Raw genomic sequence first — 14,009 nt, 5'->3', positions numbered from 1 at the left:
TAGAATTACAAATTCCTATCAAGCCATTGGATGTGGACAGGGATTGAGATCACTTGCATAACCCAACCTTTCTGGAACCTCGAACAAACGCCGAGTACCCAGTGGTTCTTGTCCATAACCAAAATAGATGGGGACTAATTCACTTGCCAAAGTTCGCACTACTCGAAAACCAAGGGCTGCAATATCAGGGGTTGTAATTTCCACTAGATAAGGTTCAGCACCTACCGCATTCAGCTTGGCAATTACTGATAGCAATTTCTCTGCATCCACAGGAGAAGTGTAAGTTGGTAAATCTTCGACTTGGAGGCATTGGTTATGGTTCAACAAAAAATCTAACTCATTGAATCGCTCAGTAGTGTAAAAGAAAGCACTATGATCATCCAAATACTTAACATCCTCATATTGATGGAGATTAGCACCAGCACCATTAGCCATCCGTTCTATGTCACCAAAACGGGATTGGCAAACTTCAAAAATCGCCTTGCGAAAAGCTGTCAGTCCATGAAGATGACATCCCAAACCAGTCGCAACGGCAGGACTTTTGCCTGAATGATCAATGATCATGGCCATGACAACCGGGACTTGAATATCAGTAGTGATATCAAAGGCTACTAGCTCAATGCCAAATCTGGCGTAGTTACGGGCAATTTCCGTCTCAATTCCTGGTCGATGAGTAAAATGGATTCGCCGAGCAGGTAGGCGATTTAGCCATGTAATGATGAAAGCATCGCGCTCAATTAACTCGCACAAACCACTATAAGCGGCAAACTCCAACCCAGCACCGCTAGCCATACCATTAGAAGTCACAGGTAAAATATAGTCACCTGGTAAGTTGCTATTCCAGCCCAGATAGACTAAGGATGCTGGGACTAAAACCTGTTGGTTACTAGCGAGAGCAAAGGCAGTAATCCAGGAAGTCTGCGTTGTCGGATTGAAGGTGGGATATGGAAAAGTTGGATTAGCGTATTGTTGGTCAGAAAACGAGCAAAAAGCTGAAGGATGAACCGCGCGATCGCTCAATTCGCCATAGCTACCGATGATCAATCGTCGGTGATCTACAATACCACCAGAGTAACGCTCGATCGCTTCGCCCACCGCACCCAAAATTGCTTGCTCATCAGTCATACCTCTGCTGACACCGTAGCGTAAATCATCCGGCTGTTGGCGCAGTTGGAAATTGGCTAATTCTGCTTGCCATAAGACTGGTAGCTCAAACTCTGTGTAAGGCTTAGTGAACCGATCAATGGCTCGGATAATTCCCGTATGGGGGCTGACTAAATCCCGCCAGCGTGGACTAGCGATCGCTGCTGTATTCACCTTATTTTCTCCTGTGGTGAGCAATGGGGGCAACCAGGTTTTTTTAAGACAACGTTGTGAGTCAGCTTGGTGCGGAGTAAATCTAGATGGAGTAATTTGCCCTCAGTAGCGATCGCCAAACCCAGCAACATCTTCACCGCATCAAGAGCTAAGTAACTCCCAACTAACATCTGAGCTATGGGTAAATTTTCCCGCAGCCGTGGTTGAGAACGCCGTTCTCGGTCGAGAAACTGCTCTATCGCCAATTCTGCCTCTGGAAGTTTGGCACAAGCCATAGAGCGCAGCCGATAGCACAGATAACAAGCCTTATCCGGAGAAAAGACTAACGGCCCAACAGTCCCCTCAACACCAGTTGCCCCACCAGGAAGCAATGGACGCTGCTTTTTCAGGCATAATCGATTGAGACGATAGGCGAGATTCACAGATACGGCATCAGTAGCAACAATCACTAAGTCAACATCATCCAGCAAAGCACTGACTGTTTCATCATCATTTAAAGGATCTGTGACAATCTCAGTTTGGGTGATTGTAGCGATTGCTTCCATCTGTCGAGCCGCTTCCACACTGCGAAAAGCACCAATTTGCTCAAATCCCCAACCCGACATCATCCAAGCATCAGACGGAAGTATACAGGCATCATCACATAAGCGGAGAAAACCAATACCAGCCGTAACTAAGTTCATGGCTGCTACTAACCCTGAACCTGCGAGTCCAAAAATCCCAATCCTCGCCTCGGCTAAGTGCTGTTGGGCATCCTTTTGCTCAAAGCCTAGCTCATGATACAAACTCAGTTGTGGGAGTAAAACAGCACGACTATCTAAATCAACCGTCTCCTCCAGCAACTCCTCCACCAAGCGATTTTCCAGCAAAAACTCTAAACACTGATTCAGAGAAGCATCTGTCAACTTTTCCCCAATCGCCGCCCGGATTTCTCCTACTGTGCGAGAGCCATCTAGTAAAGGTAAAACCATCCTTTCCACATCATGCAGTGCTTGACCTTTCACTGTGAGCGATCGCCTCGTCGTATTAAATATCATAGTTTCTTCACCATGACAATCCGACGACATCACTTGAATAATGATGTGTTCTAGTAGACGTAACCGCTTACCATCATCTAATTTCATAAACTTTGTTTTATAATTCCCATCTCCATCGATGTAATGCCAAAAATTTTATGTTGGGTGGAGCAACCCAACATAGACAAAGATGTTGGGTTACTACATCAAATAGGACTTACGCATTCAACCAAGAAACCCTTCTGAGGGTGGTCAATAGTCAACAGTCGAAAAAAACTTGATTTTGACCATTGACCCTTCGGGTGACGCTCCTTCGTCGCTAACGCTTCGCTAACGATAGTTGCTTTCCGACGCAAGGCGACAGGAACGCACTATCTCACTATTGACTATTGACAAAAAAGCCGGAAAATTTATTGACACTGCGTAAGTCCTAAAAACTTAGTATCCAAACCCAAAATCATTGGCATCTTCAATCACATCCGCCTCTGTTCCAGTAGAACTAAACTTACATCCACCACATCCACCACAAGGTCTACATCCGCCACATCCGCCACATCCACCACATCCACCACAAGGTCTACATCCACCACATCCCCCACAAGGTCTACATCCACCACAGGGTCTACATCCAAAACAAGGTATACATCCACCACATCCACCACATCCGCCACAATTAGCAAACCATCTTTGGCTGGTGACAGCATCAGGTATTCCCGGTATCTGAAATTTTTCTAAAGCTGCTATTTCCTCATCAGATAACAGCAGTCTTTCTAGTTTGTCTGCTTGATCTACCAAACGCATTTCTATTGTTGGTTGAGTCAATGTTTTTTCTGCAAGCATGATCACTTACTCCTTTTAACTGCAAATCTGCATTTGAGTTTGTGAAAAACTAGCATGAGGCTTAAAATCCACCAGTTTTCACATAAAAATAGGTATTTGCACAAGTAAATGTGGAAAATGATGAGAAAATAAGCAGAGCTTCATTTCTCAATATTATCCCTTGACATCTCTAGTTAAATAAACAACAAAAAACTAGGTCTAATATTCAAAGTCTTACTAGTCCACAAAATCTCTTGTTGATCAGTCAGGAAATCTCCCGCAGGTGATTTATTTTCCATAGAGTCTGATCTTGAAAAAAGTCTACTGTTAACGTCAAAAATTATGTCTTTTTTGCTTCTCTAACTCCTACAACAATATCTTCTTCTATATTTTTCGCTTCTTTCTTAAGTAGTATTGTTTTTACTCTTGATATTCCTTAACTCCACAAGCCGTATTCTGTCGCCAATGCAAAATCTCTAAAATATCAGGTGACTCAACAGTAAAGCGTAATAGTCAAAATTCTTCTTCAATATTTTTGATTTAATCTTGATGATTTTTCTGACCTTGTTGCTAACTGTGTAACAAATAATTACAAAATGCCATGTATTGTATCTGTGTTTTTTGAGTCTGAAGATATCAAACTCAAGTATAGATTTTCACCAGTGATTTTATCAAAACATGAGTAAACTATTGATGATATTCCCTGAAAGTAAGAAAAAATTTAATTGCTCTGCTAAAAAGCTTGAATGATGAGGGTTTTGAGCGCCAATATTGTTTACCCTTGCCCAGTCGCAGCTACTTCTTACTTTTTATAGACTATTACCAGAAGAAATTTCCGTGAGTATTTTGGCTCTATGGCGGGAAGTTCGGCAAGGTGTAAGATTTTAAGTTTCCAAAAAACTTTTTATAAAGCCAGTCCTTAGATAACCTAAGATTAGTGAACAAGATTCGTTATTTTTGGTCTACAGCTTGTAGTAGATAAAAATGTAAGGTTATGCCGAATTTAGGTAATCTATGACGCGCCGCCAGTATCCTAATCCACCCATAGAAGAAGCAGTCTGTGAGTTTCGCTTTGCTCCTGGGCAACGCTGGAATCTCACAGTACCTGGCTTGTTTTATGAAAGAATAAGAGACACTTACCCAGGCGAGCCACGACAACAAAATCTAATTCAGGCTGAACTCCAGATCGAGCCTGCACCTGATAATCCTGAATTGGCATTCAGACATGACTTTATCAAGCTCCTGTTTCAATCTGCTGATACTAAAAAACTAGTTGGTGTGGGAGCTAATCTGCTAAGTATCCATAGCCTGCGCCCTTATGAGGGGTGGGAGAATTTTAGCGAAAGAATTAGCAAAGCATTTCATACTTATTTAGATGTTGCCAAGCCTGTTGGAGTGACACGGATTGCTCTTCGTTACATAAATAAAGTAGCTGTTGCTGTTAACCGAGAGATTGAACTTAGCGAATACTTTACTGTATATCCTCAGTTACCAGATGGTGTACCAAGTCGAATCTCAGGCTTTTTAACTCGAACCGAGTCAATTTACGAAGATATCCCAATCCGACTAGTGATCACCTTGTCCGATGACTTACCACCTGCCGGACAAGTTATGTTTACATTGGACTTAGAAGCTTCGCAAGAATGGTTAGAAAAACCTTTAGCTATTGAGTCAGCGCTTTCCAGCTTATATGAGTTAAAGCAAAGAGAAGGGCAAGCTTTTGAAAATTTAATTACTGATCGCACAAGGGAGTTGTTCAATGTCAGCTAAAATTTACTACTTGAGGGACGAACATCGTAATCTGGAAGCATCAGCAATTTCTCTTGAAGTTAATCAATTAGCTCAACTTCCGATTTCACAATCAGTCACAGGTTCGCAAAGTTTATTGATTAGACGAAACATAAATCGTACTGCTCTTGCAATGGAAATAACATCGACTGTGGGAAAGTGGAAAACTCAGCCCAGGTTATTTGTTTATTCAACACCACAAAAAGCTGAAGCTATTTTTGAGCAGCTTGCTAATTATGCAGCTGCTCAATCTTCGCCTTATAGCTATTCACCAATTCATAAAACTTATAGAAGAATTGCTGAATTAGGAGCAGATAATAAAACTTATCAGTACACAATAGAATGGTTAAATCAACTACGTACTGTTGTTGCGTCTCACAGGATGTGGTGGTGTGAGCCATTGATAAATTTGGGCGTTGATTCAGAAATAGTTTTTGAGTGGTGGCATCAGAATCATAAGTTAACTGTCTATATTCTAGGAAATACCGCAGAATACATCAAAGTTTGGGGTACAGATATTGACAACGAAATGGAAGAAGGTTTGGTAACATCGCCCGCCGAACTTGCTGATCTCTGGAAGTGGTTAGTGTTATAGAGGTTGGCAGTGAGCGACGTAGTTGCAGATGATGAGATATTATATCGGTGTGTTTTTCATGGACTAGACAAATATTATCGTATTGGAGAATCTGGATTAGAACTCAGTTCACAGTCCTTTACTGATAAAAATCAAGCTCCTTCTGTAGATAGGGCAAAACTTTGTAATAATGACCCGAAGCACACACAGAAAAATCCAAATGATGGTGTCGTCAGCCTGATTGCTGGGGAAATTCGGAGCATAAATGTTTCTCAAAATGATCCAAAAGGCAATCCAATTTTTGATTACAAAATTGATGTCTATCCAAGGCCAACAGAAGATAATCCATCTCACGCACAAATTGAACCTTCTCCCGATTACGCAACCAAAGGAACCTTTAGGAAAGTTGCAGAAAAGCTGGCACGGCTTGCAACTGAGAGAATTAACAAGCAAAGTTGGGAGATTAAACCGTATGATTTACTAACTTAGCGATCAAAACGTTTTTATCATCTGTCTATATTCACCAAAAACACCAGGTTGACAAGATATAGATTTTATTCCTTAATAATTACTACTTTAGTCAAGTAGTAATACTACGATTAAGTTTAGTAGATTCTTTAGAAGACTATAGTAATTATCTCATGATCCTGGAGTTATCAGGCTATTGTTGACTCTAGTTAGTTTTGAGATAAGTAAATATTCCGAGAGCAGGGATTTAAATACTATGAATATATTCAGCCCAAAGACGTGGAGATCAAAACTGCTCACAAGTACTAAATTAATAGATAACAGAGTCAAGAATTAATATCAAAAATCAAATTTAATGAATGAGTGATTTCAGAGTTTGGTTTACAGATTACACTAGAGCTTTATTTCGTTCTTTACCTTTGTTATGGCAAGCAGCACCCAAGGAAATATGCTTGCTGATTGCTGTGACTTTATTGCAGGGATTTCTCCCCGCCATCAGCGTGTGGATTACCAAGCTAGTAGTAGATACTGTAGCTACCACTTTGACATCTGGTAGAGAATTAAGCTACTCAATTCTGTGGCCTCTAGTAGCAGGATGGGTGGGAGCTTTATTACTAGAAACACTTTTGTATCCGTGGATATTTGCCCTTCAGGGAAATCTCAATGACAAGTTAACGGCTCACATTAGCTTATTATTAATGCGGAAAGCTGATACTTTTTCCGACCTGAGCCGTTTTGAAGATGCTCAGTTTTATGATGAGCTACAACTGCTGCAACAACAAGTCAGCTATAAGCCATTGAATTTACTGGGGAATTTGGTGGAATTAGCCCGATCTTTGGTGACATTGATAGTCATGGTTGGGCTACTAATTCCTCTAGCTTTTTGGATACCCATAGTGATGGCGATCGCCAGCATACCCCAGATAGTAGTTTCTTCTCAATATGGCAGAACTATTTGGCTGACTTTATTTGAACACAGTCCTCAAGCTCGCAGAATGGAATATTATGCTGGGGTGATGCTCACTGACACCTATGCTAAAGAAATCAGGTTGTTTAAACTCGGTGCATTTTTTATCGATCGCTACCTGCAAGCATTTGCGTCTTTACATCAATCTATGCGTCATCTGCGAGATCAGCAAGCATTTTGGTCATCTAGTCTAGCTGTTCTCAGTACGTTAGGTAATGGTTTTGCTTTCTATTGGGTGGTACAGAAGGCTTTCCGCAGAGAGTTCAGCCCAGGAAGTGTACTTCTTTTTGTACAGTCATTAACTTACTTCCAGAATAATCTAGAAAGATTAATTGCTAATTGGCTGGATCTATTTGAGAATGTCCTCTATATGCAGCAGTTTTTCCATTTTCTCGATAGCCCCATGCCGATGCCACTCAGCATCCCTGGAGAGAAAATACCAACTCCCATTCGTTCAGGTATTGCTTTTAGAGAAGTTGACTTTTACTATCCAGATGGTCGATTAGCCCTCAAGGACATTTCTTTTACCCTTTACCCTGGGCAAACAGTCGCCATAGTCGGAGAAAATGGTGCAGGTAAAACTACTCTTGTTAAACTATTAACCAGACTCTACGATCCCACGACAGGCAGCATTCTTGTCGATGGCATAGATTTGAGAAATGTCAATTTAGAACAGTGGCGACAGCAAATTGCTGGAGTTTTCCAAGACTTTGGTCACTATGCACTTACACTAGGAGAAAATATTGCTTTAGGCAACCTTGCTGCTCTAGAACATCGAGATATTCTCAGATGCGCTGTGGAAAAAGCCGATATTGCCCAACTAGTCGATCATTTCCCGACAAAAGAGGATACACCATTAGGTAAGCAGTTTGGCGGTACAGAACTCTCCGGTGGTCAGTGGCAAAAATTAGCTTTAGCCCGTGCTTTTGTCCGCCAAGACGCTCAATTACTACTTCTAGATGAACCAACTGCGGCATTAGACCCGCGCAGTGAGTGTGATCTCTATCGCCGCTTTATGCTGCTAGCTGAGGGCAAAACTACCATCCTGATTACTCATAGGTTAGCTTCTGTGCAAATGGTTGACCGGATATTAGTCCTCAAAGCCGGTCGTTTAATTGAGGATGGCACTCATCAAGAACTGTTACAGCTTGGAGGCGAATATACTGCTTTGTGGAATATGCAAGCACAACAATATTTGCCAAAATGAATTGAATTTACGCATCAACAGTAGACCTGCATTTCTCACAAAACGGTAGGGGCGGGTTCACAAATATGCTTCAATCATCCACGAATATCTCATGAACCCGCCCCTACAGCCTCTGGGTTTCGGTTTCATAAATTTCGTGAGAAATTTGGGTAGAGAAGTTGCATTGCAACGTCTCTAAATAGTATTGCAAGGTCTTTACATAGGATTGCAACGTCTCTACATAGGATTGCAAGGTCTTTACATAGGATTGCAAGGTCTCTACATAGAATTGCAATGTCTCTACATAATTTATGTCTATCATGATTAACGTGAAATGGTATGAGATGTGGGACTTCTGCTGTAAAAGTTAAAACATTCTCAAATAACTGATAAATTGAATTTCGCCATATAAAATCGCTAATTCATTTGCTGCTATGTCTGATGTGATGCAGTTTGCTGAACAAAATATTAATCAACTTTGGGCTTATATCTTGACTGAAACACTCAAGCGTTTAGGATTAACCTGTGCAGTCATTTGTCCTGGTTCCCGTTCTACACCTTTAGCAATTGCATTTGCCGCACAAGCATCAGATATTGAAGTGATTTCCATTCTTGATGAACGTTCCGCCGCTTTTTTTGCTTTGGGAGTAGCTAAAGCCACTGGTCGTCCGACAGTAATTGTCTGTACATCGGGAACTGCGGGGGCAAACTTTTATCCGGCGGTGATTGAAGCGAAAGAAAGTCGTGTGCCACTGTTAATATTAACCACAGATAGACCAGCAGAATTACGTAACTGTCACTCTGGACAAACCATAGACCAGATAAAACTCTATGGTAGTTACCCAAACTGGCAAGCAGAGTTAGCTTTACCTTGCCCAGATATGGAAATGTTAGCTTATCTGCGACAAACAGTAATTCATAGTTGGGAAAGAACACAAATACCAACACCAGGGCCTGTTCATCTCAATATCCCTTTTCGTGACCCTCTTGCACCTATTCCGACATTAAATGCAGAGTCTCTACCAAAAATCAACATAGAAGAATTTTTCGCTGGAGTGGTAGATAATAGCCAAATCCCGATTTCCTACTCCCTACTTCCAGTTATCAAAGAATGGCAAAAATCCGATCGCGGTATTATTATCGCTGGTGTTGCCCAACCACAACAACCTGAAGCATATTGTAGAGCGATCGCCCAACTTGCGCAAATGCTCCAATGGCCTGTACTCGCTGAAGGGCTGTCCCCTGTCAGAAATTATGCTGGACTCAATGCTTGCTTGATTTCTACTTATGATCTAATTTTGCGAAATCAGCAATTAGCCAAACAGCTAGCACCCAATATAGTAGTTCAAGTTGGTGATATGCCGACAAGTAAAGAACTGCGGACTTGGATAGATACCAACCAACCCCGACGTTGGATAATTGACCCTAGTGACCAAAATCTCGACCCTTTGCACGGGAGAACAACGCACTTACGGATGCGGGTAGAGGAGATGGAGAGAGAAAGTCAGGGTGAGATTTCCCCGTCTCAGTCTGAGTATTTGCAGATGTGGTGTCTTGCAGAAACTCAAGTTAGGGCAAATGTAGACGCAACTCTAGCAAATATAGAAGATTTAGTTGAATCCAAAACAGCTTGGTTGATTTCTCAGATACTACCACCAGAAACGCCACTATTCATTGCTAACAGTATGCCTGTAAGAGATGTAGAATATTTCTGGAAACCGAATAATTTAAGAGTGCGATCGCATTTTAACCGGGGTGCAAACGGTATTGATGGCACATTATCCACTGCTTTAGGAATTGCCCATCGTCAACAAAGTAGTGTGATGCTAACAGGAGATTTAGCTTTATTACATGATACCAATGGTTTTTTAATCAGAAATAAATTTGTCGGACATCTGACGATTATTTTAATTAACAACAATGGCGGCGGAATTTTTGAAATGTTACCCATCGCCAAATTCGATCCCCCATTTGAAGAGTTTTTTGCTACACCACAGGATATTAATTTTGCTCAATTATGCGCTACTTATAATGTGCAGCATGAATTAATTACATCTTGGCAACAGTTACAAGCTAGATTAAATCCTCTACCAACTCAAGGAATTCGCGTTTTAGAATTGCCCACAAATCGCAAAACTGATGCCAAATGGCGACAAGATAACTTAGGTAAGTTTGGGAAAATAGCCTCATTGTGATGATGCGATCGCCTCACTTCTGTTATAACTATTAGTTGACTATTTAGGTCGCAAATTTCAGAGCCTATTGATAACCTCTAACTTTTGCCCTATGAGTAATTGACTGTTTTGTCTTCAGTGTATTTACTCAAATCACCTAGCATAACAGCATGATTTATCCTGGCATTGTTTGTAGATGTCAACCAATAATTCTACTTTTATGAATCAAATATTTCGCCCAGCATCAACAGTAGCAGCAACCGTTGTCTTAACCATTTTCTTGTTTCTTCCTGTGATTTGGATGTCTAACGAAGCATACAAACAATTCAATTACATCATCCAGCATGAACTACCACTAAAAAATGTAACTGAAAAGATTATTTATCTAGATGAAGTACTCACAATGTCAGCAAATATGTATGCAAATACAGGTAATGAGCAATGGAAAACGAGATATGAGTTATTTGGACGGGAATTAGATACGGCTTTGCAACAGTTCATGAATTTAGCCGAGCATCGTTTTTTAATTGAACGCGCCAAAACAATTAATACATCCAATCAAAAATTAATAGAAATAGAGAAACAATCTTTTGCTTTAACTAAACAAGGCCAAATAGCCGCAGCCCAAGCATTATTATCTAGCATTGAATATCAAACAGAGAAGACTAAATTAGGAGCAAGTATTGACACTAGCAGCTATTATATATTTAGAGAATTACACACAGAAATTACTAGTTATCGGGGACACCTATTTTTATCTATTTTATTTTCTGTGTTGAGTTTAATTTTACTTATTCCTTTATGGTTTATTGTTTTGTGTTTATTACAAGACTATTTAAAAGCTAGAAAAACTGCTCAATCTGCTTTATTACAAGCCAATCAAGAGTTAGAATTACGAGTCGATCAGCGAACACATGAGTTGAGTGATAAAAATATTCGCCTCAAACAAACTGTCAAAGAACTAAAACAAACTCAAACACAGTTGATTCATGCAGAAAAAATGTCTTCCTTGGGTCAAATGGTAGCTGGGATTGCCCATGAAATTAATAATCCACTCAACTTTATTTCGGGAAATCTCAGTTATACAAAAGCTTTTACTCAAGACTTACTTAACTTAGTCAATATCTATCAGCAGCATTATTCCCAGCCTCCAGCAGCAATTCAAACAGTAATTGAAGATATGGATTTAGATTTTGCTACTCAAGATTTTACGCAAATGCTCAGTTCGATGATGCAAGGTGTCAATAGAATTCAAGGAATAGTGCAATCACTGCGAACTTTTTCGCGGTTAGATGAGTCCGAATTAAAAAAAGTTGATATTCATGAAAGTATCGATAGTACATTGTTGATGTTACAATATCGATTACAATCAACTCATAATCAGTGTAAAATTTGCTTGATAAAAGAATATGCAGTACTACCATTAGTTGAGTGTTATTCTAGTGAACTCAATCAGGTTTTTCTGAATATTCTTAGTAATGCTATTGATGCTTTAGAAGAACGGCGTTTGCAGTGTATGCTTGAGCAGGATAATAATCATGTCAGCAATCTTTGTATCCGTACTGAGGTTATTTCTCCATCATGGATAGGAATTCATTGTATCGACAACGGTATGGGAATTTCTGATTCTATCAAACACAAAATATTTGACCCATTTTTCACTACTAAAGCGATAGGTAAAGGTACAGGACTAGGACTATCTACTAGTTATCAAGTTATAGTTAAGCAACATTCCGGCAAGTTGTCTTGTAATTCTACTATCGGCAAAGGTACAGAAATCGTGATTGAGATTCCAGTAGCTCAAACATCAGCTATCAATTCCTAAACTCTCATCTATTGGGTTGTGAATTTGGCAGATTGTAGGGTGCATGATAGCAATGCTTAACGTACCGAGAAACATGGTGTGTTACGGCTAATTTTTACTTTCTCAAACTCCCAAATCTTTACACAGCCGTAACACACCCTACCCTAATATTTAGATTATCAGCCTCAACACTGGCTTTCTTTTGTGCTAAATATTCCTTGGCACTTTCAGCATCAAAAAACCACGAAGACAAGCTTGGGGGATGGTTAAGACCGTTTAAGTAATCTCTAGTAATTTCTGGATTTTCAGCCATCGCCATCATAATATCTTGGAGATAATCTGGGGGTGACAATAAGCAATCAGTGAAAGCATAGGTGTACTGAGCATAATTCCAAAACTCATCAAATACTCTTTGCATCCATGACTCATCAAAGCGTTGGTTGCCATGTTCAATAATTTGTTGCTTCACTAAATGAGCCATTTTTGTAGCGCTATTTGCTCCTTGACCTGTCAGAGGATCTTGTAGGATTACAGCATCACCTATACCCATAACAATTGCACCTGAAGGTAAGCGTCCGATGGGGTGGCGAACTGTTGGTGTAATTGCGCCATTTATCCATGCTTGCTCATCTGCTAATTCCATATTTTTGACAAATTCATAATGCCAAGGTTTTAACTGCTGGATGACTGTTTTGCTCATCTCTAAGACTTCTTGACCACTTTGGATCTGAGAAAATTGATCCATTTTCCCACCAGGACAAGCTTCAAAGGCAATTACGTGAGCAGAAAATTTACCCTTAGCATAGAATGGCATCTGAATTATTTCGCCAACTTCAGGTATGACAGTCATTTGACTAGCACGTAAATCAACTGGATCACCTTGCAATCCTGTGACAATTATTGATGTGATATGGCGCTTTGGTTTGTCATGTGTAGATTTTTGTGCGTCTCGTGCAAACAAATTTGCGAAGGAACCTCGACCACTAGAAACTAAAACTAAATCATAGTTTTTAGCACATTCTTCTAAATCAGCAAGCGTCATTTTCTGAACGACAAGTTCACCACCAATTTTGACAAACTCTTGCATCCAGGTAAAGAATTTTAATCGTTGATCTACAGCTTGCCAAGGCTGTTCTAAGGGATAAGATACAGTTAAGGCCAGGTTTCCTTCTGGGTCTAACACTTCGCTGCGGAAGACATCGCTACCGGGAAATTCCTCTTGCCAAAAATTTAGCCTTTCTTCAAGTTGCATTGAATTAGGAAACAGTACTGGCATTCCTCCTGGTTTACCATTGAGGATCGCTTCTGGAGTGCGATCGCTAAACAAGGTCACTCCATAACCTGCATCAACTAGATTAACAGCTAAGTGCAGTCCTGCTTGACCTGCTCCGATAATGGCAATTCGTCGCATATTCAGCTCTCCGAAATTTGTATGTGATTTTTTGCTGATGATTTATGAAAATTTTCCACTTTTAGCTATCGGTAAAACTTCCTTCACTTATGCAATGGCTGTTAAAAATTCCTCATAGCAAACTAAGTGTGAATTGAGCAATCTTTTTGCTCTACTGCCTCAGTATATTAAAATTTATAACAAATAATCAATTTCGTAGCATAAGATACAGAATTTTTGCTAAACTAATTTTTACAAGCATGAAATTAAATTAATATCACTATCACTAGGAGAAATATTCTATGTCTATTCAAGAAAAATCTCGTGCCATTATGATGCGCCAATATCAACAAGTGAAGAACCGTCAACAATCGATGCTGATGCGTTCCGCACAAGAACTTGGCTTACCTACAGAAGAACTATCCCACTATTGGAATCCCACTCAAGGGAAGATTGATCCTACTACCAGAACAATTTATGGTCGCAGCAATGCGTCGATGAGCTAA

11 protein-coding genes are annotated in these 14,009 nt (G+C 40.2%); 7 read left to right on the top strand and 4 right to left on the bottom strand.

The genetic code is table 11. From position 1 onward, the window contains the following. Positions 1 to 18: 18 nt before the first annotated feature. The 3 genes from FD725_RS10865 to FD725_RS10855 all read right to left on the bottom strand — a co-directional run bounded on the left by FD725_RS10865 (position 19) and on the right by FD725_RS10855 (position 3,173). Complete coding sequence (locus tag FD725_RS10865; protein ID WP_179048150.1) at positions 19 to 1,317, bottom strand: YcaO-like family protein; 1,299 nt, start codon at positions 1,315 to 1,317, stop codon at positions 19 to 21. Then, positions 1,314 to 2,441 (bottom strand): TOMM precursor leader peptide-binding protein, encoded by a 1,128-nt coding sequence (locus FD725_RS10860; RefSeq protein ID WP_179048149.1) that lies wholly within the window; start codon positions 2,439 to 2,441, stop codon positions 1,314 to 1,316. The genes FD725_RS10865 and FD725_RS10860 overlap by 4 nt, the downstream gene beginning before the upstream one ends. Positions 2,442 to 2,771: 330 nt before the next feature. Further along, positions 2,772 to 3,173, bottom strand: a complete 402-nt coding sequence (locus FD725_RS10855; RefSeq protein ID WP_179048148.1) for a hypothetical protein — start codon at positions 3,171 to 3,173, stop codon at positions 2,772 to 2,774. Positions 3,174 to 4,166: 993 nt separating this feature from the next. Between FD725_RS10855 and FD725_RS10850 the strand changes: the two genes are divergently transcribed. From FD725_RS10850 to FD725_RS10825, 6 genes are all read left to right on the top strand, one after another. Then, the gene (locus FD725_RS10850; protein WP_179048147.1) at positions 4,167 to 4,922 is read left to right on the top strand and encodes a TIGR04255 family protein; all 756 of its coding nucleotides are present in this window, start codon (positions 4,167 to 4,169) and stop codon (positions 4,920 to 4,922) included. Beyond that, positions 4,912 to 5,535 carry a hypothetical protein gene (locus FD725_RS10845; RefSeq protein WP_179048146.1) on the top strand — a complete coding sequence of 208 codons (624 nt, stop codon included), beginning with the start codon at positions 4,912 to 4,914 and terminating at the stop codon, positions 5,533 to 5,535. Before FD725_RS10850 ends, FD725_RS10845 begins: the two co-directional genes overlap by 11 nt. Before the next feature lie 9 nt (positions 5,536 to 5,544). After that, positions 5,545 to 6,003: a hypothetical protein gene (locus tag FD725_RS10840; protein ID WP_179048145.1), complete on the top strand. Its 459-nt coding sequence runs from the start codon at positions 5,545 to 5,547 to the stop codon at positions 6,001 to 6,003. A 338-nt stretch (positions 6,004 to 6,341) separates the two neighbouring features. After that, the gene (locus FD725_RS10835; RefSeq protein ID WP_179048144.1) at positions 6,342 to 8,156 is read left to right on the top strand and encodes an ABC transporter ATP-binding protein; all 1,815 of its coding nucleotides are present in this window, start codon (positions 6,342 to 6,344) and stop codon (positions 8,154 to 8,156) included. Positions 8,157 to 8,581: 425 nt separating this feature from the next. Next, the gene (gene menD, locus FD725_RS10830; RefSeq protein ID WP_372726732.1) at positions 8,582 to 10,330 is read left to right on the top strand and encodes a 2-succinyl-5-enolpyruvyl-6-hydroxy-3-cyclohexene-1-carboxylic-acid synthase; all 1,749 of its coding nucleotides are present in this window, start codon (positions 8,582 to 8,584) and stop codon (positions 10,328 to 10,330) included. A 199-nt stretch (positions 10,331 to 10,529) separates the two neighbouring features. Next, positions 10,530 to 12,134: a sensor histidine kinase gene (locus FD725_RS10825; protein ID WP_179048142.1), complete on the top strand. Its 1,605-nt coding sequence runs from the start codon at positions 10,530 to 10,532 to the stop codon at positions 12,132 to 12,134. A gap of 118 nt (positions 12,135 to 12,252) precedes the next feature. Here the strand turns inward: FD725_RS10825 and FD725_RS10820 are convergent, their stop codons facing one another. Next, positions 12,253 to 13,524, bottom strand: coding sequence for a styrene monooxygenase/indole monooxygenase family protein (locus tag FD725_RS10820; protein WP_179048141.1), 1,272 nt, complete (start codon positions 13,522 to 13,524; stop codon positions 12,253 to 12,255). 281 nt (positions 13,525 to 13,805) lie between these two features. On the opposite strand from FD725_RS10820, the gene FD725_RS10815 reads away from it, so the two are divergent. Further along, on the top strand, positions 13,806 to 14,009 hold the full coding sequence (locus FD725_RS10815) for a hypothetical protein (protein ID WP_179048140.1): 204 nt from the start codon (positions 13,806 to 13,808) through the stop codon (positions 14,007 to 14,009).

Source organism: Nostoc sp. TCL26-01, assembly GCF_013393945.1.
Classification (GTDB): Bacteria; Cyanobacteriota; Cyanobacteriia; order Cyanobacteriales; family Nostocaceae; genus Trichormus.
Note: the sequence above shows the minus strand (reverse complement) of the source record. Positions and strands in the feature narration are given on the sequence as shown.